Origin of the sequence: Lysinibacillus sp. JNUCC 51, from assembly GCF_015999525.1 — a bacterium.
Taxonomy (GTDB): Bacteria; Bacillota; Bacilli; order Bacillales_A; family Planococcaceae; genus Lysinibacillus; species Lysinibacillus xylanilyticus.
In genome coordinates this window covers 1,311,035-1,335,397 of record NZ_CP065545.1, presented here as the reverse complement: position 1 = coordinate 1,335,397, position 24,363 = coordinate 1,311,035, and the positions used below count along the sequence as shown (strand labels likewise).

The following is a 24,363-nucleotide window of genomic DNA, read 5'->3' as shown; positions in this document are numbered from 1 at the left end:
AATTAGGGTGGTACCGCGAGTATAAGCTTCTCGTCCCTTTGAGGGATTGAGAGGCTTTTTTTTATGTTCAAATGGCGGGAGGCTTCCATTTCTGTTCGTGTGGACAATACTTTTGTTGTTGAAATGTATTTATTTTGCCAATAACTAGAACTTAGGAATGGCATAATCGCACGCCCCAAGAACGCGCCCAGTCGGAACTGAAGTCAATCCTACGTTATGGTGATGAGCCTAATAACTGTCGTATGTGAATTAGCGCCTTAGTGCATATGTTCTTTGTTTGTAAAATAAAGGAGGAATTGAAAAATGGTTGAGTACAAAGATACTTTATTAATGCCAAAAACAGATTTCCCAATGCGTGGAAACTTACCGGCGAATGAACCGAAAATGCAAGAAAAATGGAATGAGATGGACATTAATAAATTACAGATGGAGCGCACAGAAGGACGCCCTGAGTATGTGTTACACGATGGACCTCCATATGCAAATGGTGATATCCATATCGGTCATGCTTTAAATAAAGTACTGAAAGATATGATTACACGTCATCGCTCTATGACTGGCTACCATGTTAACTATATTCCAGGCTGGGATACACATGGTTTACCAATTGAGCAAGCTCTTACGAACAAAGGTGTAAAACGCAAAGAAATGTCTGTTGCTGAATTCCGTAAATTATGTGAGGAGTATGCTTACGAGCAAATCGACAACCAACGTACACAATTCCGCCGTTTAGGTGTTCGTGGTGATTGGGAAAATCCATATATTACATTAAAGCCTGAATTTGAAGCACGTCAAATTGAAGTATTCGGAAAGATGGCTGAAAAAGGCTATATTTATAAAGGTTTAAAACCAGTTTACTGGTCTCCATCATCTGAATCTGCACTTGCAGAAGCAGAGATTGAATATAAAGATATTAAATCGCCTTCTATTTATGTAAGCTTTGCGCTTAAAGATGCTAAAGGGGTTGTCCCAGCAGATGCTAAAATTATCATCTGGACAACAACACCTTGGACACTTCCAGCAAACTTAGGGATTTCTGTAAACCCTGAATTTATTTATGTGGTTGTTGCAGTTGCAGATAAAAAATTCATTATTGCAAAAGAATTATTAGAAAAAGTTGCTAACGAACTTGAGTGGGAAGCATATGAAATTGTTCAAGAAATTAAAGGTGACGCATTAGATCGAATTGTAGCGCAGCATCCATTCTATGACCGTGAATCTCTTGTGATGGTTGGCGAGCACGTAACTGCTGAAGCGGGTACTGGCTGTGTTCATACAGCACCAGGACACGGGGAAGATGACTATCATATTAGCAAGCAATATGGTCTACCAATTCTTAGCCCTGTTGATAATAGCGGCTGCTATACAGATGAAGCACCTGGTTTTGAAGGTGTATTCTACAATGATGCAAACAAATTAATCACAGAAAAATTAAAAGAAGTAGGCGCATTAGAAAAACTTAACTTCTTTACACACTCTTATCCACATGACTGGCGTACGAAAAAACCAGTTATTTATCGTGCAACACCACAATGGTTTGCGTCAATAGATGCATTCCGTGATGAGTTACTAGGGGCTGTAAAATCAACGGCATTTACACCTGCATGGGGTGAAACTCGTCTTTATAATATGATTCGTGACCGTGGGGACTGGGTAATTTCACGTCAGCGCGCATGGGGTGTGCCAATTCCAATTTTCTATGCTGAAAATGGAGAGCCAATTATTACACCAGAAACAATCGCTCATATCTCTGCATTATTCCGTGAACATGGGTCAAATATTTGGTTCCAAAAAACGGCAAAAGAATTATTACCTGAAGGCTTCACACATGCAGGTAGCCCGAACGGTGAATTTACAAAAGAAAACGATATTATGGACGTTTGGTTTGACTCAGGTTCTTCTCACCAAGGTGTGCTAGTAGAACGTGGAATGAAATATCCAGCTGATTTATATTTAGAGGGCTCTGACCAACACCGTGGATGGTTCAACTCATCATTAATTACTTCTGTAGCTATTAATGGCTATGCACCATATAAGGGACTATTAACACATGGTTTCGTGCTAGATGGTGAAGGTCGTAAGATGAGTAAATCTTTAGGGAATGTAATTATCCCTAAAAAAGTTATGGATCAATACGGAGCAGATATTCTTCGTTTATGGGTTGCCTCTGTAGATTATACAGCTGACGTTCGTATCTCAATGGATATGTTGAAGCAAGTATCTGAGGTTTATCGAAAAATCCGTAACACATTCCGATTCTTACACGGAAATGTAGCTGATTTCGATGTAACGAAAGATCGAGTAGCATATGAAGATCTTCGTGAAATGGATCAGTACGTTTATATGCGCTTACAGGATGTATTAAAAACTGTACGTGCTGCATATGATCGCTATGATTTCGCAGCTGTTTATCATGCAGTGAATAACTTTGTTGCTGTAGAATTATCTTCATTCTATTTAGATATTGCAAAAGATGTTGTATACATTGAAGGCCACGACAACAAAGATCGCCGTGCGATGCAAACAGTTATTTATGACACATTAATGACATTAGTAAAAGTGATGTCACCTATTATTCCTCATACAAGTGACGAGATGTGGTCTTACTTACATGCTCAAGGTGTTGTAGAAGAGGTATCTGTACAATTAACAGACTTCCCAGAGGTAGATGAACATGAAAACTTCGAAAGTCTACGTGCAAAATGGGTGAAAATTATTGATGTTCGTGATGATATTTTAAAAGCATTAGAGGAAGCTCGTAATGCAAAAACAATCGGTAAATCACTTGAAGCGAAAGTGACAGTTTATGCAAAAGAAGATGTAACGGCATTATTAAGTGATGCAAGCATTGATTTTGCACAGCTTTCAATCGTTTCTGCCTTTGAAGTAGCATCAATTGAAGCTGCACCTTCAGATGCACTAGCTCTAGAACATGCATCGATTGTTGTAGAAAAGGCAACAGGTGAAAAATGTGAGCGTTGCTGGTCTATTTCAGAAACAGTCGGTTCAAATGAAGCACAACCAACAGTATGTGCGCGTTGTGCGGAAGTTGTAGAAAAATATTACGCTTAATACAAACTGTAAATAAGAATCTGCATTCTATAAAATTAATAACGCAAGTCTCCTTTATGTGGGGGGCTTGCGTTTTTTGAGGTCTAGCAGATTCTTTTTTTTGTAATGGAGCGAATTGTATTCTTCATTTATGTGTTCTGAACTATTTAAATAAAATTTCTTGCGTATTGCGGTAGTCTGTCGGGGATATACCGACATATTTCTTAAATGTCAGGCTGAAATAATTAGGTGTGTTAAAGCCACAGATGAAGGAGATTTTTTCGATGGTGTAATCGTATTTTCGTAAATACGGCAGTGACTTGATGATACGTGTAAAGGCTACGTAATCCACAAAATTGCGACCAGTCTCTTTTTTAAACAATCGGCTAAAATGAGTAGCACTAAAATTGATATATTTGGCAACATCACTGATCGTCAGTTGCTCATCATAGTGATCCTCGATATATTGAATAGCCTTTTGAAGTTGTTCTTGCTTTGTTAAATCTTCATAAAATCGTATATGAATACTATGAACGGGCGGTTTCCTCCGTGCCTTTCGAGCTTGGCTATAGGATTCCTTAACTTGCATGGCATCCTGAAAAACTCCACCAATCCCCATAAAAAGATGTATACCATAATCTTTTTTCAATACTTCTATAACCTCAAGTAAACAAGCTCCCCCCTCAGACCAATGCTTAAATGATGTGTATTCATTAGGAATGCGCATAAGTAACAGTAAATAACGTTCAAAATGTAAAAAGGATAGAGGTGCTTTACTAGCAAAGTTTTGGTGAAACACATTTGTTATAACACTACTAGCATCATGAGGGATAGGTCCACCTTCATTCACATCTATATAGCCCTGGATTAAAAAGACGATATTTGGGATGCAATGCCTCGATAAGAAAGATGATGACTGGATTATTTCCTGCTCACTTTCAACCTCTCCTCGTATAAGTCGTTTTAAAAAAGCTTCTCGGAAGGGTGAAGTATGGTCTTGCGTAATTTGTTGTGATAACTCAAGCATTGTAAGAGTACTTGCCTGTTTTTCTTTGTAGGATGTATAAAGCTTTTTAATAACTCGTAGAAATTTTGTTTTCTGTAATGGCTTTATAAGAAGTGCAGGCAAACTTAGTTCAATTGCTATACCAGTTGAGTAAGTAAGGTGTTCTGCAACAATAGGGATAATTATATTGTTTGGATAATTTCTTTTTAACCGATTTATCTTTACCCAGTCAAATAGACGGTTAATTTCATAGACAATGATGGCTGAAATTTCTGTTTTGGGTTCTTCACAGTTAATAAAAGTATTAGGTAGAAATTCTTCTAACCAGTAGTCCATTTGTTGTTTTTCGTTTGAATTTTCAATGTACCAAACAATATTTAATATGCTAACATCTCCTTTCTATTAAAAATGGAAAATGATAAAAATATTTTAACTTAAAATAGCATTTTTTTGTACTAATACAGCAATATTTTGTAACTATTTTATAGATTAAATAGAATAGAATAATTGTAGTAAATAATAATGTGAAATTTCAGAAAATTATTTACTTACACAGAAAGGGGGAGTTGAAGTATGGCAGAAGTAGGGAGTCATGATTATGATTACGTGGAAGCTGGAACTGTAGATGTGAAGAATCTTCCACCATTAGATGCAACTACTAACAAAATTATGAAAGATGAGTTTACTACAGGTTTTAGCCTAACGGTATTTTATTTCATTTTAATTTTTAGTATTCCAGTTATGAACTGGTTTGCTCCAGAGCTTGCTTTCAAGAAAATTTGGGGTGGTATGACAGTTACATGGTTTGTAACAACCGTCGTTATGATGTTAATGGCCTTTATTATTGCGTATGTGCATACAGCATTGTACGAAAAACGCCTAAAGAAATACGAAATACTAAATAAGTAGTTTTTGCTAAGGGGGTATGTTGAATGATGAAAGCTCTATTAGAACCGAAGATGTTTAATGGGAACAATTGTATACATTACGTATTTAACGAAAAGAAATGCGACGGCATCCGATTTCTTTGTTGGGGGACGAAGTTTTGGATGGTTTACAAATGGTTCAGCAATTGGAGGAGACTATTTAAGCGCAGCTACATTTCTTGGGATAGCTGGTTTAACTTTTCAATTAGGATATGATGGTGCTTATTATGCATTTTGCTTCTCCATTGGATTAACGTTGTTAGCGATTTTTGTGGCAGGTCCGTTAAGACGTTTTGGAGCATTTACTGTTGCTGATTTTTTAGCCTATCGTTTTCATAGTAGACGAGCACGGCTAGTAGCGGTAGCTGTAGTTTTAGCGATTTCTGGTTTTTATGCAGCACCACAATTATTAGGGGCAGCACAAATTTTAAGTATGTTTTTTGGAACTTCATATGAAGTTGGCATCATCTTTACTTGTATTGTAATGGTTTTCTATGTAGGGATAGGCGGTATGAAAGGAACGACAATCAACCAGGCTTTAGAGCTTTGGATTCGCCTGGGTGCGTTTGTTGTTATGTTGATTGCAGCAATGTATAGTGGTTTGCATTACGATAAGATTTTAGCTGCTATCAATTCATTCAGCGGTCCGATTGCAGGAACCTCACCATATGCACTTGATGGAAATGATATTAATTTTGATGGTGCTGCATGGACAGGAACAGGCTTTTATTTCCTGACATTTTGGCAAACCATCAGTATGACAATAGGTTTAGCTTTAGGTACAATTGGTCTCCCACATATATTACTAAGATTTTATACGAATCCAAGTGCGAAGGCGGCTCGGAAATCAGCATTAATGGCGATTGGGATTGCCAGTACGTTTTTCTTATTAGCTGTATTTTTAGGTGTTGTAGGTCGTTCTATTTTTATCTCAGGTACAGCAAGTGAGGAAGTAATGCGTGATTTAGTACTTGGCGGAAACAATATGGTTATTCCTACAACAGCACTGGCACTAGGAGGTAAATGGCTGCTTGGACTAGTCATAGCAGGCGCATTTGCGGCCATATTCTCGAATTTGTCAGGGTTATTTATTACAAGCTCAGGTGCATTAGCCCATGATTTATATGCAAGCATAATGAAAAAGGATATTACAGAAAAACAACGAGTAATTGCAGGGAAAGTAGCAATTGTTTTATTAGGTATTTTATACGGGGCATTGGGCTTACTAGTAAAGGATGCATCCATTGGACATTTAGTGGCACTAGCCTTTACTGTTGCGGCGAGTACCTTTACACCAATATTTATTTTAGGTATTTGGTGGAGAGGCATGACAGAAAAAGGAGCAATTGCAGGTTTACTCATTGGTCTGGGCGTATCCATGTGGATGATTTTTCTACCAGGAACATTACCAAGCTTCCTGCAATTTAAAATCCCAGGCATAGTGACAGTACCAGTAGGCTTCTTATCCGTAGTTATTGTGTCATTATTAGATAGAAAAGTACCAGCTGATGTCAATGATTTCATGAAGCGTGTGCATTCAAAAGAGTCTGAAACAGCCTGAAACTTCTGTATCTGTATAACACATGGAATAAAAATTGAAAAGCTATTGCCATTACTTATGATGTGATGGCAATAGCTTTTTTTGTAGGAACGAAAGTGATGATAGGATAGCGGAAGAGACGGATAAAAAACAGAGCGACGGAAAGAAGAGCTGAAGCGACGGATAGAAAGGTAAGAGCGACGGAAGGGAGGGCCAAGGTGACGGAAGGAAGAGCCAGAGCGACGGAAGGGAAAGCCAAAGCGACGGAAGGAAGAGCTGAAGCGACGGAAGGAAAGGCCAAAGAGACGGATAGAATCGTCAAATTCGTGGATAGAGCAGTCAAATACGTGGATAGAGTAGTCAAAATCGTGGATAGAACCGACAAAATCGTGGATAGAGCCGACAAAGAGACGGAAAGAAAGGCCAAAACGATGGATGAAACTCAGAGCGACGGAAAGAAGAGGCGAAGAGACGGATAGAAAGGTCAGAGCGACGGAAAGAAGAGCTGAAGCGACGGATAGAAGTCAAAGCGACGGATGGGAAGGCCGGGGCGACGGAAGGAAAAGCCGAAGCGACGGATAGAAAGGCCGGGGCGACGGAAGGAAAAGCCGAAGCGACGGATAGAAAGGTCAGAGCGACGGAAAGAAGAGCCAAGGTGACGGCAAGAAGAGTCAGAGCGACGGAAGGGAAAGCCAAAGCGAAAAGGATGGGAAGGCAGAAGCGACGGAAGGAAAGGCCAAAGAGACGGATAGAATCGTCAAAGTCGTGGATAGAGTAGTCAAAATCGTGGATAGAACCGACAAAATCGTGGATAGAGCCGACAAAGGGACGGAAAGAAAGGCCAAAACGATGGATGAAACTCAGAGCGACGGAAGGAAAAGCCGAAGCGACGGATAGAAAGGTCAGAGCGACGGGAAGAAAGCCAGTAGAGACGGAAGGAAGAGCTGAAGCGACGGACAGAAAGATAAGAGCGACGGAAGGGAGGGCCAAGGTGACGGAAGGAAGAGCCAGAGCGACGGAAGGGAAAGCCAAAGCGACGGATGGGAAGGCAGAAGCGACGGATAGAAGTCAAAGCGATGGATGGGAAGGCCGGGGCGACGGAAGGAAGAGCTGAAGCGACGGATAGAAAGGTAAGAGCGACGGAAAGAAGAGCCAAAGCGACGGAAGGAAAAGCCAAAGTGACGGATAGGAAGGCCGGGGCGACGGAAGGAAAAGCAGAAGCGACGGATAGAAAGGTCAGAGCGACGGAAAGAAGAGCCAAAGCGACGGAAAGAAGAGCCAAAGCGACGGAAGGAAAAGCCAAAGCGACGGATAGAAGTCAAAGTGACGGATAGGAAGGCCGGGGCGACGGAAGGAAGAGCTGAAGCGACGGATAGAAAGGTCAGAGCGACGGAAAGAAGGGCCAAAGCGACGGATAGAAGTCAAAGCGACGGAAGGAAAAGCCGAAGAGACGGATAGAAAGGTCAGAGCGACGGGAAGAAAGCCAGTAGAGACGGATACAAAGTCGAAAAACGACGGATAGCTCAGCCAGCACCCACAAGAAACCGCCAAATCTAGCAGAAATCTACCCCACATAAAGTATTGATCCATATTTTCATGCTATATTAGTTATTCTGAGATGGGCTGTTATGGTAGAATAGGTTAGATGTTGAGCGAACGGAGGAGTGTCTGTGTATAAATATTATGGATTGGCCGCATTCGTAGTTATTTTAGATCAGTGGACAAAATGGCTAATTGTGAAAAATATGGAGTATCAAGAACGAATTTCAGTATGGGATCCTTGGTTTGGGATATTGTCTCATCGCAATAGAGGAGCGGCATGGGGGATGCTAGAAGGACAAATGTGGTTATTTAGCATTGTCACGATAGGCGTGATTTGTGCAGTCCTATACTTTTATCATAAAGAGGCTAAAGGTAAACCTCTTTTTCAAGTGGGCTTAATGCTTTTATTAGGCGGAGCTATAGGTAATTTTATTGACCGTATATTTAGAGGTGAAGTGGTCGATTTTGTGAATGTCTTAATTCCGGTAATTAATTATGATTTCCCAATCTTCAATATTGCAGATGCTGCTTTAACAATGGCGGTAGTGATACTAATGATTGGCTTAATCGTTGAAGATAAAAAAGGAAAGAAACAGGTGAAAGAATGACGCAAGTATCATATACAATGGAAGAACAACAACAGGGAGAGCGCATTGATAAGGCGCTTTCGGGTGTGCAATCAGAGTGGTCACGTACACAAATTGGGAATTGGATTACTGAGGGTATTGTCAAAGTAAATGGAGAGACTGTCAAGGCGAAGTATAAGGTAAAAGTAGGGGATATTGTAGAAATTGATGTACCCGAAGCGGAGCCATTAGATGTTATTGCTGAAAACTTAGATCTTGATATTGTTTATGAAGATGCAGATGTCCTTGTTGTAAATAAACCAAAGGGCATGGTTGTCCATCCGGCGCCTGGACATATGACAGGTACTCTTGTAAATGGCTTAATGTATCATTGTAAGGATTTATCGGGCATTAATGGTGTTATGCGACCAGGAATTGTTCACCGTATCGATAAAGATACATCAGGATTATTAATGGTTGCTAAAAATGATGCAGCTCATGAATCGTTAGTGAATCAGCTAGTCAATAAAACAGTGACACGTAAATATACTGCGCTAGTTCACGGGCATATTGCACATGATAAAGGAACAATTGATGCACCGATTGGTCGCGATCAAAAAGATCGTCAAAAACAAGCAGTTGTCGATAAAGGGAAGCATGCAGTAACTCACTTCCAAGTTATCGAACGCTTTGGTGAATACACTCTTGTAGAATGTCGCTTAGAAACAGGACGAACTCATCAAATTCGTGTGCATATGAATTATATTGGTTTCCCACTTGTTGGTGATCCAAAATATGGACCAAAAAAGACAATAGACTTTGGTGGACAAGTGTTACACGCGGGTGTATTAGGCTTCGATCATCCTACTTCAGGTGAATATTTGCAGTTTGAAGCACCAATTCCTGCTGATTATGAACAATTATTAAATGATTTAAGAAATAGTCATTGACGTATAGTAAAAGAAGGTCTATACTAACGGAAGTGAATGAACAACTTAACTAAATATTCACCTTTAATGACAGTCCAGAGAGGCTGAGAAGGTACATGTGAATGTGTTGTAAAAAATTTGTGCTGCAAATTTTTCAACATACTATTTAAACACGTATATAACCCTCTCAGGCCATTCGCCTTGAGAGGTTTTTTTATGGACACATGACCAACAATATATAAAAAGAGAGGAGGAAACTTACATGGCACAAAATGAATTATTAGATGGCCCATCTATGGCAAGAGCGTTAACACGCATTGCACACGAAATTATTGAACGCAATAAAGGAATCGATGAATGTATTCTAGTTGGTATTAAAACACGAGGTGCCTTTCTTGCAAGACGCCTTGCAGAACGAATTGAAAAAATTGAAGGCAAACCGATCCGTACGGGGGAGCTAGACATCACCCTATATCGAGATGACTTAACGACAAAGCATGATAATGAACAGGCACATGTTGAGCAAGTAGATATTGATGATGTGGTCGTTAATCAAAAAATTATTTTAGTCGATGATGTACTATACACAGGGCGTACAGTACGCGCAGCACTTGATGCAGTAATGGATTTAGGGCGACCTGCACAAATTCAACTTGCAGTCCTAATCGACAGAGGTCATAGAGAACTACCAATCCGAGCTGATTATGTCGGCAAAAATGTTCCAACGTCTGGAGCAGAACGTATTGTCGTAAATTTACAAGAGGTAGACGGAGAAGATTGCGTCATCATTTTTAAAGAAGACTAACTAAAAAGTGAGGAAACATTATGTCAAATGCAGTATTAGATATTAAGGATAAACCTACTCCAGTCCAACTAGTGACATTAAGTTTCCAGCACATGTTTGCAATGTTTGGGTCAACGATCTTAGTTCCTCAGTTGGTTGGTCTTAGTCCAGCAATTGCCCTTTTAACAAGTGGGATTGCTACACTGTTCTTCTTATTAATTACGAAATTTCAGGTGCCAGCATATTTAGGTTCATCCTTTGCCTTTATAGCACCGATTTTACTTGCCGCAGGTGGTTTAAATAAAGATGGTACAAGTGTAAATCCAGGTCATGCGATGATTGGTGCGATGGCAGTCGGGATTACATATGGTATCGTATCGCTAATCATCTGGAAGAGCGGCTATAAATGGATTATGAAAATTTTACCGCCGATTGTAGTAGGTCCAGTCATTATGGTAATTGGTCTTGGATTATCAGGGACAGCGGTAAATATGGCGATGAATGTTGATGGTAAATATAGCTTTTTACACTTCTCAGCAGCGTTAGTGACATTATTTACAGCCATTATTTTCACGATATTCTTTAAAGGTATTTTAAGCACAATGCCAATCTTAATTGGCTTAATCGTAGGATATATTTACTCAATGATTATCGGCATTGTTGATTATTCACCAATTGCCAAAGCAGATTTCTTTGCACTACCTGACTTCTTAATTCCAGGTGTTCACTATGACTTTGATATCACAACAAAGCTACTTCTAACAATGGTGCCAATCGTTATCGTAACTATTTCAGAGCATATTGGTCACCAGTTAGTATTAGGAAAAGTTGTTAATCGAGATTATATTAAAGAGCCTGGCTTACATCGTTCACTTTTAGGGGACGGAATTGGAACATTTATTAGTGCATTAATCGGTGGTCCACCAAAAACAACTTACGGTGAAAATATCGGTGTCCTTGCTATCACACGTGTGTACAGTGTGTATGTCATTGCGGGTGCAGCAGTCGTAGCAATTTTACTATCATTCTTCGGGAAAGCAATGGCAGTTATTGCAACGATTCCAACAGCTGTACTTGGTGGGGTTTCCATCTTGCTCTTCGGTATCATTGCAGCAAGTGGATTACGAATGTTAGTTGATAATCATATCGACTTTGGGAATAGTCGTAACTTGGTCATTGCCTCTGTTATTTTAGTCATTGGCATCGGTGGTGCAAAGTTCGTCATTTCAGAATCACTAAGTATTGAAGGTATGGCGTTAGCAGCGATTATCGGTGTTGTTTTAAATGCCATTCTACCAGGTAAAAAAGAAGCGGATATACCAGTACAGTACAATCAAAATAAAAATTCATAGAAGTACCTTTTAATGAATTGTCCAGAGAGGCAAAAAAAGGGAAGTTGTAGATAAGCTAGAAGTAGGGGTGTATCCTGCTGTAGTTTGTCACGCCTCCTTATGCCTCGTTGATGACATCAACGAGGCTTTTATTATCTTCATTCATCCCACCCCTGAAGGTGAGATGAATGAAGATAAAGCCTCCGGCGGATGTCACGGATTTTGAAAGGAATGGATATAAGGATGTTAGCCTAAAACCTTCGCATCCTGCGAAAACGGCTAACTGACCTGCATCCTGCAGGCCTTAGCACAATTCAAAATCCGGACGCATTGTTTATCTGTGCGAAAGCGAAGAGCTAACGTAGCGACAGCAACAATTACGCCAAGGCGAAATTGATTTTAGCGAACGTTATACATAACGTTCATGAAACACAACCCAGTGGAGGTACATGATGAAGAACTTATTATCGATGGAACATTTAACAAATGAAGAAATTAACCACATTCTAGATCGAGCGCAAGCTTTTGAGAATGGTGAAGCATCATCATTATCTCGCCCATACAACGTCGCAAATTTATTTTTCGAACCAAGTACGCGCACGAAAACAAGCTTTGAAATGGCAGAGCGCAAAGTTGGCTGTATCGTGATTCCATTTGATGCTAGCTTTTCAAGCGTCACTAAAGGAGAGACATTGTACGATACGGTAAAGACGTTAGAAATGATTGGTATGGACGCAGTAGTCATTCGCGCAAAGGAAGATGCATATTACAATGAACTACTTGAAGGCATCAATGTGTCAATTATTAATGGAGGTGACGGCACTGGTCAGCATCCGTCTCAATCATTATTAGATCTTTATACAATCAGAAAAGAGTTTGGTTCTTTTGAAGGGTTGAATGTGACAATCGCTGGAGATATAAGCCATAGCCGTGTAGCGAAATCGAATGCCTTAGCGTTACAGCGCTTAGGGGCAAATGTTCATTTCCTTTGTCCAGAAGAGTGGGCAGGCAGTTTCGAAGCGCATCATTCTTGGGATGATTTAATCGAAATAAGCGATGTGATTATGTTACTTCGTGTGCAGCATGAACGTCATAAGGTTAATAAAAGCTTCTCAAAAGAGAGCTATCATAATGAGTATGGTTTAACAATTGAACGTGAGAAACAAATGAAGGAAAAGGCAATTATTATGCATCCAGCACCGGTCAATCGTGATGTGGAAATTGCTTCAGAGCTAGTAGAATGCGAACGTTCTCGAATTTTCGAGCAGGTTCGAAATGGTGTCTATACACGAATGGCTATTGTTGAAACAATTTTAAAGGGGAGAGAATAACATGACAAAGGTTCTTCAAAATGTACAAATGCTAAATGAACAAGGCGAGCTACAAACAGTAAATATCGCTATGGCAAACGGCAAAATTACTGCAATAGGTCAAAACGTAAATGTTGCAGACGCAGAAATTATTGAAGGAAATGGTTTAGTTGTTGCACCAGGCTTTGTCGATGTACACACGCATTTACGTGAGCCAGGCTTTGAACATAAAGAAACAATTGCTACAGGTTCAGCATCAGCAGCAAAAGGCGGCTTCACAACAATTTGTGCGATGCCAAATACAAAACCAGTGCCAGATTCAGTAGAAAATATGCAGTTGATCAATGGTCTTATTAAAGAAAGTGCAGTTATTCGAGTACTTCCATACGGTTCATTAACAAGAGACATTTCAGGTGAGGTTCGTACAAATATTGAAGAATTAAAAGCACACGGGGCTGTCGCATTTTCAGACGATGGTGTTGGTATCCAGCTTGCATCAACAATGTATGAGCAAATGAAGGATGCAGCACAGCACGATGTGGTAGTTGTAGCGCACTGTGAAGATAACTCATTAATTTACGACGGTGTGATGCATGAAGGGAAGCGTAATCAAGAGCTTGGTTTACCAGGAATTCCATCGATTTGTGAATCCGTTCAAATTGCACGAGATGTGCTACTGGCAGAAGCAGCTGGAGCACGCTACCACGTATGTCACGTATCAACGAAGGAATCTGTCCGTGCAGTACGTGACGCGAAAGCAGCGGGTATTCGTGTCACTGCAGAAGTTTGTCCACATCATTTATTACTTGAAGAAATGGATATCCCATCAGATGATGCAAACTGGAAAATGAATCCTCCGTTACGTGGAGCAGATGATAAAGACTCACTTCACGCAGCTATGCTAGACGGCACAATCGATTGTATCGCAACAGATCATGCTCCACATACAGTAGAAGAAAAATGCTGTGGTATGGTTGGTGCTCCATTTGGCATTGTAGGCTTCGAAACAGCGTTCCCACTGCTTTACACACAGTTTGTAGAAACAGGGAAATGGACATTAAAACAGTTGATTGACTGGATGTCTGTAAAGGCAGCTCAAATATTTGATTTACCATATGGCACATTAGAAGTTGGTGCTTCGGCAGATATGATTTTAATAGATTTAAATAAAGAGCAAACAATTGATGCAGAAGGCTTTGTATCAAAAGGACGCAATACACCATTCAATGGTTGGGTTGCAAAAGGATGGCCAGTGCTAACAATTTTTGAAGGCAATATCGTATACCAGGAGGCAGAGTAATGAAAAAACGTTTACTTATTTTAGAAGATGGCACAGTATTTACAGGTACAGCGTTCGGTAGTGAGCGAGCTTCGCAAGGCGAAGTTGTATTCACAACAGGGATGACAGGTTATCAGGAAACAATTTCGGATCCTTCATTCTACGGACAAATCGTAACGTTAACTTACCCTTTAATCGGTAATTACGGTATTAACCGTGATGACTTTGAATCAATCACACCGGCTATTCGTGGATTTGTAGTCCGTGAATTAGCAAAAACACCTTCTAACTTCCGTTGTGATTTAACGGTAGATGAGTACTTAACTTCAAAGGATATTCCGGGGATTGAAGGAATTGATACACGAAAATTAACACGCATTATTCGCAGTAAAGGTTCAGTAAAGGCTATTTTAACAGCGGCTGATGAAGAAGTGAATGTGGATGAAGTCGTAGCAAAATTACAGGTAACACCAGCGATTACTCATCATGTTCGTGAAGTATCGCCGAAAGCAGCTTACCCATCACCTGGTCGTGGCAAACGCGTCGTATTAATTGACTATGGTATGAAGCACGGTATTCTACGCGAGTTAAACAAACGTGATTGCGATGTACTTGTAGTCCCTTACAATACTTCGGCAGAAGAAATTTTAGCTTGGCATCCAGATGGAATTATGCTGTCAAACGGTCCAGGTAACCCTGAAGACGTAGTAGAAGGCATTGAAACCGTACGCAATTTAATCGGAAAAGTGCCAATGTTCGGTATTTGCTTAGGTCACCAAATCTTCTCACTAGCATGTGGTGCACGAAGCTTCAAATTACCATTCGGTCACAGAGGTGGTAACCATCCGGTAAAAGATTTACGTACTGGTCGTACGGACTTAACATCTCAAAACCATGGTTATGCAATCGATATCGATTCATTAAAAGATACAGATTTAGAAATAACACATATCGCATTAAATGATGGTACTTGTGAGGGTGTGCGTCACAAGAAATATCCAATTTTCACAGTGCAATATCACCCAGAAGCATCACCAGGTCCAGAAGATTCAAATCACCTATTTGATGAATTTATCGAAATGATGGAAGTAGAAGCAGGGAAGGGGAAACAACATGCCTAAACGTACAGATATTGAAACTATTTTAGTAATCGGATCAGGTCCAATCGTTATCGGACAAGCAGCAGAATTTGACTATGCAGGAACACAAGCTTGTCTTTCTTTAAAAGAAGAGGGCTATCGCGTTATCCTAATAAACTCAAACCCTGCAACAATTATGACAGATACAGAAATTGCCGACAAAGTATATATTGAGCCAATTTCACTAGAGTTTGTATCACGTATTTTACGTAAAGAACGTCCAGATGCAATCCTACCAACACTTGGTGGTCAAACAGGTTTAAACATGGCCATTGAATTAGATAAATCAGGAATTCTAGATGAGCTTGGTATTGAAATTCTTGGAACAAAATTAGAAGCGATCCATAAAGCTGAAGACCGTGATTTATTCCGTAATTTAATGTATGAGCTAGGTGCTCCAGTACCTGAATCAGATATTATTCATAACTTAGACGAAGCGAAAAACTTTGTAGCGAAAATCGGCTACCCAGTAATCGTTCGTCCTGCCTTCACACTTGGTGGTACTGGCGGCGGTATTTGCTACAACGATCAAGATTTAGAGGAGATCGTGACATCTGGTCTAAAATATTCTCCAGTAACACAATGTTTACTAGAAAAATCAATCGCTGGTTATAAAGAAATCGAATATGAAGTAATGCGTGATGCTGCCGACAACGCTATCGTTGTATGTAACATGGAAAACGTTGACCCAGTTGGTATTCATACAGGTGACTCTATCGTAGTAGCACCTACACAAACACTTTCAGATCGAGAAAACCAAATGCTACGTAATATTTCATTAGATATTATTCGAGCACTAAAAATTGAAGGTGGCTGTAACGTACAGTTAGCGCTTGATCCATATAGCTTTAATTACTATGTAATCGAAGTAAACCCTCGTGTATCACGCTCATCGGCGTTAGCATCAAAAGCAACAGGCTATCCAATTGCAAAGCTAGCAGCAAAAATCGCAGTTGGTTTAACATTAGATGAAGTTAAAAACCCTGTCACAGGTTCTACGTATGCTTGCTTCGAACCAGCTCTAGACTACATCGTGGCGAAAATTCCACGCTGGCCTTTCGATAAATTCGAATCTGCAAAGCGTAATCTAGGTACACAAATGAAAGCGACTGGTGAAGTAATGGCACTTGGTCGTACATTTGAGGAAGCTATGCTAAAAGCAGTGCGCTCTCTTGAAACAGGTCAAGTTCACTTAGAGCTGAAACATGCAGAAGAAAACTCTGATTCTTGGATTGAAAAACGTATCCGCAAAGCAGGAGACGAGCGTCTATTCTTTATCGGAGAAGCACTTCGTCGCGGTGTAACAATTGAGCAAATCCATGAATGGTCAGAAATTGACTTATTCTTCTTAAATAAATTTAAAAACATCGTAGATATGGAGCAAACACTTGCTGACAATAAAAACGATAAAGATGTGTTACGTACAGCAAAACGTCTAGGCTTTGCAGATAAGAAAATTGCTGAGCTTTGGGAAACAACTCCAGAAGAAGTATATGCATATCGTAAAGAAAATGGCATTATCCCAGTATATAAAATGGTTGATACATGTGCAGCGGAGTTTGAATCTGAAACACCATACTTCTATGGAACATATGAGGAAGAAAACGAATCGATTAAATCAGACAAGCCGTCAGTTGTTGTACTTGGATCAGGTCCAATCCGCATTGGTCAAGGGGTAGAATTCGACTACGCAACAGTACACTCAGTATGGGCAATTCAAGAAGCTGGCTACGAAGCGATTATTATTAACTCGAATCCAGAGACAGTATCAACTGACTTCTCGATTTCAGATAAATTATACTTTGAGCCATTAACAATCGAAGATGTTATGCATATTATCGACCTTGAGCAACCAATTGGTGTAGTTGTACAATTCGGTGGTCAAACAGCTATTAATCTAGCTGATAAATTAGCTGCCAATGGCGTGAAAATCCTAGGTACAACGCTTGAAGATATCGACCGTGCTGAAAACCGAGATAAATTCGAGCAAGCATTACGTGACTTGGACATTCCACAGCCACAAGGTCAAACAGCTGTATCTACGGAGGAAGCTCTTGCGATTAGTGAACGTTTAGGCTTCCCAGTACTAGTTCGTCCTTCATACGTACTAGGTGGACGCGCGATGGAAATTGTCTACAACCAAGAAGAACTAAAACATTATATGGAGAACGCAGTAGAAGCATCTCCTGATCATCCAGTATTAGTAGACCGCTACTTAACTGGTCAAGAAATTGAAGTAGATGCAATTTGTGACGGTGAAAATGTATTAATTCCAGGTATTATGGAGCATATCGAACGTGCAGGGGTTCACTCTGGTGACTCTATCTCTGTATACCCTCCACAAAAATTAACTCAAGCGCAAAAAGATACGTTAGTGGATTATACAACTCGCCTTGCAAAAGGTCTTGGCATCATAGGCTTAATGAACATTCAGTATGTAATTTCACAAGGCGAAGTATTTGTCATCGAGGTTAACCCTCGTTCATCTCGTACAGTACCGTTCTTAAGTAAAATTACAAATATTCCAATGGCGAATATCGCAACGAAAGCGATTCTTGGTAAATCAATCGTAGAACAAGGCTATCCAACAGGTTTAGCGAAAGAGCAAAAGGGTGTCTTCGTTAAAGTACCAGTGTTCTCATTCGCTAAATTACGTCGCGTTGACATTACACTAGGACCTGAAATGAAATCAACAGGTGAGGTAATGGGTAAAGATGCAACGTTAGAAAAAGCACTTTACAAAGGTTTAGTTGCAGCAGGTATGGAAATTCGCACAGAAGGAACAGTATTGTTCACTGTGTCCGATAAAGATAAAGAGGAAGCAATTGAACTTGCAAAACGCTTCTCAACAGTAGGCTATCGTATTGTCGCAACTGAAGGTACAGCTAAAGCGTTTGAAGATGCAGGCGTACGCACAGATGTAGTTGGCAAAATCGGTGCAAAAGGTGAAACATTAATCGATTTAATTCAAAACGGTGAGGCACAACTTGTTGTCAACACTTTAACAAAAGGCAAGCAGCCGGCACGTGATGGCTTCAGAATTCGTCGTGAGTCTGTAGAAAATGGCGTACCTTGCTTAACTTCATTAGACACAGCAGAAGCAATGGTTCGTGTTATTGAATCAATGACATTCACAGCAGAACAAATGCCAAAAGCGGAGGTAGTACATTAATATGATTCGTCAAGAGAAAATGACGGTCGTCTCTCAAAAGCAAATTGCGACAAACATTTTCGAATTGACACTTCGTGGAGAACTGGTTCAGGATATGACACCTGGCCAGTTTGTCCATGTAAAGGTGTCGGATTCATTGGAGCCGCTTTTACGTCGACCAATTAGTATTGCAAACATAGATAAAGACAACAACGAATTTACAATGATTTATCGTGCGGAAGGTCGCGGAACACAAGTGTTAGCGACAAATCGTGAAGGGCAGCTTGTCAATGTCCTTGGTCCAATCGGTAATGGGTTCCCTGTAGAAGCAGTAAAAGAGGGAGGCACAGCCCTGCTAGTTGGTGGGGGAATTGGAGTACCACCATTACATGAGCTTTCCAAGCAATTGAACGCGCGTGGTGTTAAAACAATTCATGTGCTAGGCTTTCAATCGGAAGATGTATGCTTCTATGAAGAAGAATTCAGTGCCCTTGGAGAAACGCATTATGTAACGGTTGACGGCTCTAAAGGAACAAAGGGCTTTGTCACAAATGTTTTAGAGTCAAGAGCACCTGAATTTGATGTCTTTTATTCTTGCGGTCCGTTACCAATGTTAAAAGCACTTGAAGGCTTTTATCCAGAAAAAGAAGGTTATTTATCATTTGAAGAGCGTATGGGCTGTGGGATTGGAGCTTGCTTTGCATGCGTATGTAAAACAACAGACCAAGTAGCAAAAGACTATGTCAAAGTATGCTCTGATGGTCCAGTTTTCCCGAAAGGTACGGTGGCATTATGAGTCGTTTAAACATTCAATTACCAGGCTTAGATTTAAAAAATCCAATAATGCCAGCATCCGGTTGCTTTGGCTTTGGACGTGAATATGCACAGCTTTATGATTTATCAAAGCTTGGCGCTATTATGATTAAAGCTACGACTGTGGAAACACGTCCCGGCAATCCAACTCCACGCGTAGCAGAAACAGCAGCAGGGATGTTGAATGCAATTGGTTTACAAAATCCCGGAATCGAAAAAGTAATGAATGAAGAATTAAAGTTTTTAGAAGCGTATGATGTGCCAATCATTGCAAATGTTGCGGGTACAGAGACAGCGGATTACGTAGAAGTAGCGCAACGCATTTCTACTGCACCAAATGTTAAAGCATTAGAGCTTAATATTTCTTGTCCGAACGTTAAATGTGGTGGTATTCAATTTGGGACAGACCCTGCAACTGCACGTGAGTTAGTAAAAGCTGTCAAGGCTGTTTCTGAAGTGCCTGTATACGTGAAATTGTCTCCTAACGTAACGAATATCGTAGAAATTGCACAAGCTGTTGAAGCGGGTGGTGCAGACGGCATTACAATGATTAATACACTAATTGGTATGCGTTTAGACGAGCGTACAGGTAAGCCAGTGATTGCCAATGGTACGGGCGGCTTATCTGGTCCTGCCGTAAAGCCAGTTGCGATTCGCATGGTCTATGAGGTGTATAAGGCTGTCAATATTCCGATAATTGGGATGGGTGGCGTGACAGAAGCGCAGGATGTTATTGACTTTATGTCGGCTGGCGCATCTGCAGTTGCTGTTGGAACAGCAAACTTTGTCGATCACTTCGTTTGTCCAAATATTATTGATGAACTACCAGCAAAGCTCGATAAATTAGGAGTAGAGCATATTTCAGAAATTATCGGAAGGAGCCACCGCTCATGAATACAAAACCAATACTTGCACTAGATTTTCCTGGAGAAGCAGAAGTATTCAACTTTCTAAAGCACTTTAATGAGCCTCTTTTCGTGAAAATTGGTATGGAATTATATATGCAGGAAGGGCCAGATATTGTACGTAAGGTAAAAGATCTAGGTCATGATATTTTTCTAGATTTAAAATTACATGATATTCCTAATACAGTGGGCTCTGCTATGAAAGGCCTAGCAAAATTAGGGGTAGATTTAGTTAACGTTCATGCTGCAGGCGGACGTCCAATGATGGAGGCAGCACTTGAAGGGCTTGAAGCGGGTACTCCTGCAGGACGTGAACGTGCGGCGTTAATTGCCGTAACACAACTGACTTCTACAACAGAAGAGCAAATGCAAGCAGAGCAAAAAATTGCTTTATCTTTACAGGAGTCTGTATTACATTATGCAAGCTTAACAAAACAAGCTGGTTTAAATGGTGTTGTCTGCTCCGTACACGAGGCAAAAGCTATTGCAGAAGTGTGCGGTGAAGATTTCTTGCGTGTGACTCCTGGTATCCGATTAGCAGGTGGCGACGCACACGACCAAAAGCGCATTGCAACACCAGACGGCGCAAAACGTGACGGTTCTTCGTTAATCGTCGTTGGACGTGCCGTTACAGGTGCACAAGATCCAGTAGCAGCATATAAAATCGTAAGTGAATTATGGGAGGCATAAATATGACATTACAAAATGAAATCGCACACGCTATGTTAAAGGTAGGCGCAGTAGAATTAAATCCAACAGAACTATTCACATGGGCATCAGGCATTAAATCCCCAATCTACTGTGATACACGTTTGACAATTTCTGACCCTGTAATTCGTAAGCAATTAGCAAACGGTTTAGCATCTCTTATTAAAGAAAACTTTGGTTCAACAGAAATCGTAGCAGGTACAGCAACTGCGGGCATTCCACATGCGGCTTGGGTAAGTGATATTTTAGATTTACCTATGGTTTATGTACGCTCAAAAGCAAAAGAACATGGCCGTGGTAACCAAATCGAAGGAAAATACGCAGCAGGTCAAAAAGTCGTAGTAGTAGAGGATATCGTTTCTACAGGCGGCTCATCTATTACAGCTGTAGAAGCCTTACGCGCAGCAGGCTGTGAAGTACTAGGTGTTGTTTGTGTCTACACATACAACCTTCCACGTGCTGAACAAGCATTTGAAGAGGCAGGCATTAAATATGTATCTCTAACAAATTTCGATTATTTAATTGAAGCAGCTAATGAATCAGGTGCTATTCAAGAAGGAGACATTCCGTTCTTAAAAGACTGGCATGGAAAGTTAAAAGCAGGAGAGCTTTAACTATAAGTAGGGTGGTATGAATTTTTTCATACCACCCTTTCATTTGTTGAAAAAACTTTTGCGTCATAAAAAAGACTGTCGACAGACTCAATATTTTTTTGAGTTTGTTTACAGTCTGAAAAGTAAAGGAAATCTTTGCGAATGTTGAGATGCTTGAGATAGGGTGATTTCTCAAAAAAGTAGAATGACACTCAATAAGATACATGATATGTGAAGTGGTTGATTGGAGTGGAGGCTGGGCGACTCCTTGGGGATTAGCGTCACAGATGAGACCCTGGAGCGAGCATCGCGAGTGAAGCGGCTCATCGGACGCCCCCAGGAAGCTTTGCTCTGTGCGAAAGCGAAGCGACAGCAACAAAGCGCCCAGCCGGAACGGAAATCAACCCCTAGTTTTGACCAAGAACTACACTTTATTTATTTATTAATTTACAGCAGAGGAGAAATGAGTCGCATAAGAGATTCAAGCATGCGCTTTTGAACACTCCGCTTTTGAAATGACTCCCATGTAATTTCTATGGATTCTTTAAAATCTTGTTCAAAATCATTTTTTATATCCAGAACCGTTTTAGATTCATATAGGACTGCAATGATTTCATAATTAAGCTCAAAACTACGAATATCCATATTTGCTGTACCAATTGATGCAACTTCTTCATCAACAAGTACAATCTTGGCGTGCATAAAAGCATCTTTATAAGAGTAAATAGAGACCCCCGCTTTTAGAAGCGGTGTAAAGTATGATTGGGATGCTTGATCACTAATTATGCTATCACCTTTTCCGGGATATAAAATGCGGACATCTACTCCAGATAGTGCACTCAAACGTAATAATGTTAATGTTTCCTGATCAGGAATGAAGTACGGAGTGGCAATCCAAATTGACTTTTTTGCAGAGCCCATAATTTTCAATAAAGCATTCCGAATACTTGTATCATCTGAGCTAGGTCCACTTGCAACGATTTGTACGGCACCTTCTGCCTGATGAATTCCTTGACCTGGAAAGTATGTTCTATCCATGAATTGGTTCCAAGAATGAGCATTTAAACTATTAGTGGCATAGAGAAAATCTTCTAGGAAAATGGACTGTAGTTTATATAATGCTTTTCCTTCTATTTTTAAATGACTATCACGCCAAATAGGAAACTTCTTCGACCGACCAAGATATTCATCCCCGACATTGAGTCCACCTGTAAAACCAATTGTCCCATCTACAATAACAATCTTACGGTGGTTACGATAATTTACGGTTTCTAATAGCCAAGGTGAAAGAATAGAATCAAATTCGACTACTTCAATCCCAGCATCTTTCATTGGTTGTAAGAAACCGCTTCGTAATTTATTACTTCCGAGTCCATCGTAAAGAAAGCGTACGATTACGCCAGATTTTGCTTTCCTTATTAAGGCATCTCGAATTTTTGTACCGATTTCATCTGATCGATAAATATAGTATTGAATATGAATATGATGTGTAGCTTTTTCAATTGCTTGTATGATTTCAGTAAATGTTTCATCACCGTTTGTTAAGAGCTTTGTTGTTGTTTCATTCGCAGCAGGACCACCGTCAAATTTTTGGATAACTTGTGTTAAATAGGTGGATCGTTCATTTAAAGGGGAAGAGATGTCTAAATTAAAACTTTTCCCTGCTAAAATCTCACGGAATATCATTCTTTTCTCTTCTGAACGTTGTAAATGTTTCTTTCTTCTCCAGCGACTTCTTCCGAAAAGTAAGTACAGAAGTACACCGATAATAGGGAGAATGGCTAGTACTAAAAACCAAGCCAATGTACTTTGAGGGGAACGGTTTTCAATAAAAATAACAAAGGAAATCCCAATAATTGTGATAGGCCACAGTATACCGATTATCGTATATAAGGAAATGAGGGACTTATTTAAGACTATGAGTATAATTGCTGCAATTGTAAATACAAATAGTAATTGGACTACTCGATTTTTCATATGTACATTTTCACCTATTCTTTCTTATTTCTCATAAAAGCAAGATTGTACTTTAAAAAATTTAAAATAAAGTGTTTCTTTTTTTATAATATAGACATCTTCGCTCCAATGAAAATAGTAATGAGCAAATTAATATCGCTAATTGCAAATGCTCCTTCTTTATAAATTTCTTCTATAGTAATCACGATTCTTTAATATTACCCATGAAATACTCCTTTGAGTTTAACTATTTATCTATGTTAACAGTCTTTTATTTAAAACTTTTAGAATATATTACCTTTATTTTTGCATATATTATTTAGAAAGGAAATTATTTTTTTGGAATGAATATAATCGAGAGGTACGTATATGATTAGGTAAAAAGAAATGAAATAATTACTTTTTCAGTATATCAATATTATTGTTATTTTTTTAGCACTTTAAACGAGAAAACTATTCGTTAAAAATAATTATGAATAGATTCAATATATTTTAATGAGAGTTTGTATTTATTATCTGTTATATAAATATAATCAAAGTAATTAAATGGTATTTTTTTATAAAGTAAGTTTATATAATTATTATATTTAAATAACAAATATAGAGGAGCGTACATAGTAGGTTGAAAAAAGGACAAACAATTTAGTAAAGAAAAAATAAAGTTTATAAAAATATTTTGTAAAGATGTACAGGGTGAATTTATCATATCTTCGTAATATTTAGAAAAATTTACTTGATTTAATGTATTAATTCTAGATAAAATAATATCACAGTTAATTTTCAGATAATTCAATCGGTGTTTTTAGTTGTCTGAAAAAGTAAAAAATATATGAA

General features: G+C 39.5%; 21 protein-coding genes and 1 other annotated feature (1 of these 22 running past the window's edge). Of the genes, 17 read left to right on the top strand and 4 right to left on the bottom strand.

Annotated elements, in window-relative coordinates; translation table 11 throughout:
* Positions 1-41, top strand: a binding site (T-box leader) (it extends 182 nt beyond the left edge of the window).
* 262 nt (positions 42-303) lie between these two features.
* Entirely contained in the window at positions 304-3,072 is a 2,769-nt protein-coding gene (ileS, locus tag JNUCC51_RS06780) for an isoleucine--tRNA ligase (RefSeq protein ID WP_337991363.1), read from the top strand.
* A gap of 142 nt (positions 3,073-3,214) precedes the next feature.
* On the opposite strand, the gene JNUCC51_RS06775 is transcribed toward ileS, so the two are convergent.
* Positions 3,215-4,393 (bottom strand): helix-turn-helix transcriptional regulator, encoded by a 1,179-nt coding sequence (locus tag JNUCC51_RS06775; RefSeq protein ID WP_337991362.1) that lies wholly within the window; start codon positions 4,391-4,393, stop codon positions 3,215-3,217.
* A 237-nt stretch (positions 4,394-4,630) separates the two neighbouring features.
* Between JNUCC51_RS06775 and JNUCC51_RS06770 the strand changes: the two genes are divergently transcribed.
* Complete coding sequence (locus JNUCC51_RS06770; RefSeq protein ID WP_337991361.1) at positions 4,631-4,966, top strand: hypothetical protein; 336 nt, start codon at positions 4,631-4,633, stop codon at positions 4,964-4,966.
* Between the two features lie 57 nt (positions 4,967-5,023).
* Complete coding sequence (locus tag JNUCC51_RS06765) at positions 5,024-6,544, top strand: sodium/solute symporter (protein ID WP_337991360.1); 1,521 nt, start codon at positions 5,024-5,026, stop codon at positions 6,542-6,544.
* A gap of 55 nt (positions 6,545-6,599) precedes the next feature.
* Here the strand turns inward: JNUCC51_RS06765 and JNUCC51_RS06760 are convergent, their stop codons facing one another.
* Both JNUCC51_RS06760 and JNUCC51_RS06755 read right to left on the bottom strand, forming a co-directional pair.
* Positions 6,600-6,887 (bottom strand): hypothetical protein, encoded by a 288-nt coding sequence (locus tag JNUCC51_RS06760; protein ID WP_337991359.1) that lies wholly within the window; start codon positions 6,885-6,887, stop codon positions 6,600-6,602.
* Positions 6,884-7,513 (bottom strand): hypothetical protein, encoded by a 630-nt coding sequence (locus JNUCC51_RS06755; protein WP_337991358.1) that lies wholly within the window; start codon positions 7,511-7,513, stop codon positions 6,884-6,886. Before JNUCC51_RS06755 ends, JNUCC51_RS06760 begins: the two co-directional genes overlap by 4 nt.
* A 1-nt stretch (position 7,514) precedes the next feature.
* Between JNUCC51_RS06755 and JNUCC51_RS06750 the strand changes: the two genes are divergently transcribed.
* The 14 genes from JNUCC51_RS06750 (at position 7,515) to pyrE (ending at position 21,594) form a co-directional block, all read left to right on the top strand.
* Positions 7,515-7,637 (top strand): hypothetical protein, encoded by a 123-nt coding sequence (locus tag JNUCC51_RS06750; RefSeq protein ID WP_337991357.1) that lies wholly within the window; start codon positions 7,515-7,517, stop codon positions 7,635-7,637.
* Entirely contained in the window at positions 7,600-7,857 is a 258-nt protein-coding gene (locus JNUCC51_RS06745) for a hypothetical protein (protein WP_337991356.1), read from the top strand. The genes JNUCC51_RS06750 and JNUCC51_RS06745 overlap by 38 nt, the downstream gene beginning before the upstream one ends.
* Before the next feature lie 336 nt (positions 7,858-8,193).
* Positions 8,194-8,673, top strand: a complete 480-nt coding sequence (lspA, locus tag JNUCC51_RS06740) for a signal peptidase II (protein ID WP_337991355.1) — start codon at positions 8,194-8,196, stop codon at positions 8,671-8,673.
* Positions 8,670-9,581, top strand: coding sequence for an RluA family pseudouridine synthase (locus JNUCC51_RS06735; protein WP_337991354.1), 912 nt, complete (start codon positions 8,670-8,672; stop codon positions 9,579-9,581). Before lspA ends, JNUCC51_RS06735 begins: the two co-directional genes overlap by 4 nt.
* A gap of 241 nt (positions 9,582-9,822) precedes the next feature.
* Positions 9,823-10,365: a bifunctional pyr operon transcriptional regulator/uracil phosphoribosyltransferase PyrR gene (gene pyrR, locus JNUCC51_RS06730; RefSeq protein WP_049668361.1), complete on the top strand. Its 543-nt coding sequence runs from the start codon at positions 9,823-9,825 to the stop codon at positions 10,363-10,365.
* A gap of 20 nt (positions 10,366-10,385) precedes the next feature.
* Positions 10,386-11,696: a uracil-xanthine permease family protein gene (locus JNUCC51_RS06725; protein WP_337991353.1), complete on the top strand. Its 1,311-nt coding sequence runs from the start codon at positions 10,386-10,388 to the stop codon at positions 11,694-11,696.
* 431 nt (positions 11,697-12,127) lie between these two features.
* Entirely contained in the window at positions 12,128-13,006 is an 879-nt protein-coding gene (locus JNUCC51_RS06720) for an aspartate carbamoyltransferase catalytic subunit (RefSeq protein ID WP_337991352.1), read from the top strand.
* A 1-nt stretch (position 13,007) separates the two neighbouring features.
* Entirely contained in the window at positions 13,008-14,285 is a 1,278-nt protein-coding gene (pyrC, locus tag JNUCC51_RS06715) for a dihydroorotase (protein WP_337991351.1), read from the top strand.
* Positions 14,285-15,385: a carbamoyl phosphate synthase small subunit gene (locus tag JNUCC51_RS06710; protein WP_337991350.1), complete on the top strand. Its 1,101-nt coding sequence runs from the start codon at positions 14,285-14,287 to the stop codon at positions 15,383-15,385. Before pyrC ends, JNUCC51_RS06710 begins: the two co-directional genes overlap by 1 nt.
* Positions 15,378-18,575 carry a carbamoyl-phosphate synthase large subunit gene (gene carB, locus JNUCC51_RS06705; RefSeq protein ID WP_337991349.1) on the top strand — a complete coding sequence of 1,066 codons (3,198 nt, stop codon included), beginning with the start codon at positions 15,378-15,380 and terminating at the stop codon, positions 18,573-18,575. The genes JNUCC51_RS06710 and carB overlap by 8 nt, the downstream gene beginning before the upstream one ends.
* Position 18,576: 1 nt before the next feature.
* Positions 18,577-19,350, top strand: a complete 774-nt coding sequence (locus JNUCC51_RS06700; RefSeq protein ID WP_100544005.1) for a dihydroorotate dehydrogenase electron transfer subunit — start codon at positions 18,577-18,579, stop codon at positions 19,348-19,350.
* Positions 19,347-20,261: a dihydroorotate dehydrogenase gene (locus JNUCC51_RS06695; RefSeq protein WP_100544004.1), complete on the top strand. Its 915-nt coding sequence runs from the start codon at positions 19,347-19,349 to the stop codon at positions 20,259-20,261. The genes JNUCC51_RS06700 and JNUCC51_RS06695 overlap by 4 nt, the downstream gene beginning before the upstream one ends.
* Complete coding sequence (gene pyrF, locus JNUCC51_RS06690) at positions 20,258-20,962, top strand: orotidine-5'-phosphate decarboxylase (protein ID WP_134019053.1); 705 nt, start codon at positions 20,258-20,260, stop codon at positions 20,960-20,962. The genes JNUCC51_RS06695 and pyrF overlap by 4 nt, the downstream gene beginning before the upstream one ends.
* Positions 20,963-20,964: 2 nt before the next feature.
* Complete coding sequence (pyrE, locus tag JNUCC51_RS06685; protein WP_337991348.1) at positions 20,965-21,594, top strand: orotate phosphoribosyltransferase; 630 nt, start codon at positions 20,965-20,967, stop codon at positions 21,592-21,594.
* Positions 21,595-22,020: 426 nt separating this feature from the next.
* Here the strand turns inward: pyrE and JNUCC51_RS06680 are convergent, their stop codons facing one another.
* On the bottom strand, positions 22,021-23,550 hold the full coding sequence (locus JNUCC51_RS06680) for a cardiolipin synthase (protein WP_337991347.1): 1,530 nt from the start codon (positions 23,548-23,550) through the stop codon (positions 22,021-22,023).
* Positions 23,551-24,363: the final 813 nt, after the last annotated feature.

What these genes read in the sequence shown, in the direction of transcription:
- ileS (WP_337991363.1), top strand. Translation starts at nt 304, where the DNA reads ATGGTTGAGTACAAAGATACTTTATTAATGCCAAAAACAGATTTCCCA.
- JNUCC51_RS06775 (WP_337991362.1), bottom strand. Translation starts at nt 4,393, where the DNA reads ATGGACTACTGGTTAGAAGAATTTCTACCTAATACTTTTATTAACTGT.
- JNUCC51_RS06770 (WP_337991361.1), top strand. Translation starts at nt 4,631, where the DNA reads ATGGCAGAAGTAGGGAGTCATGATTATGATTACGTGGAAGCTGGAACT.
- JNUCC51_RS06765 (WP_337991360.1), top strand. Translation starts at nt 5,024, where the DNA reads ATGGGAACAATTGTATACATTACGTATTTAACGAAAAGAAATGCGACG.
- JNUCC51_RS06745 (WP_337991356.1), top strand. Translation starts at nt 7,600, where the DNA reads ATGGATGGGAAGGCCGGGGCGACGGAAGGAAGAGCTGAAGCGACGGAT.
- JNUCC51_RS06735 (WP_337991354.1), top strand. Translation starts at nt 8,670, where the DNA reads ATGACGCAAGTATCATATACAATGGAAGAACAACAACAGGGAGAGCGC.
- pyrR (WP_049668361.1), top strand. Translation starts at nt 9,823, where the DNA reads ATGGCACAAAATGAATTATTAGATGGCCCATCTATGGCAAGAGCGTTA.
- JNUCC51_RS06725 (WP_337991353.1), top strand. Translation starts at nt 10,386, where the DNA reads ATGTCAAATGCAGTATTAGATATTAAGGATAAACCTACTCCAGTCCAA.
- JNUCC51_RS06720 (WP_337991352.1), top strand. Translation starts at nt 12,128, where the DNA reads ATGAAGAACTTATTATCGATGGAACATTTAACAAATGAAGAAATTAAC.
- pyrC (WP_337991351.1), top strand. Translation starts at nt 13,008, where the DNA reads ATGACAAAGGTTCTTCAAAATGTACAAATGCTAAATGAACAAGGCGAG.
- JNUCC51_RS06710 (WP_337991350.1), top strand. Translation starts at nt 14,285, where the DNA reads ATGAAAAAACGTTTACTTATTTTAGAAGATGGCACAGTATTTACAGGT.
- carB (WP_337991349.1), top strand. Translation starts at nt 15,378, where the DNA reads ATGCCTAAACGTACAGATATTGAAACTATTTTAGTAATCGGATCAGGT.
- JNUCC51_RS06700 (WP_100544005.1), top strand. Translation starts at nt 18,577, where the DNA reads ATGATTCGTCAAGAGAAAATGACGGTCGTCTCTCAAAAGCAAATTGCG.
- JNUCC51_RS06695 (WP_100544004.1), top strand. Translation starts at nt 19,347, where the DNA reads ATGAGTCGTTTAAACATTCAATTACCAGGCTTAGATTTAAAAAATCCA.
- pyrF (WP_134019053.1), top strand. Translation starts at nt 20,258, where the DNA reads ATGAATACAAAACCAATACTTGCACTAGATTTTCCTGGAGAAGCAGAA.
- pyrE (WP_337991348.1), top strand. Translation starts at nt 20,965, where the DNA reads ATGACATTACAAAATGAAATCGCACACGCTATGTTAAAGGTAGGCGCA.
- JNUCC51_RS06680 (WP_337991347.1), bottom strand. Translation starts at nt 23,550, where the DNA reads ATGAAAAATCGAGTAGTCCAATTACTATTTGTATTTACAATTGCAGCA.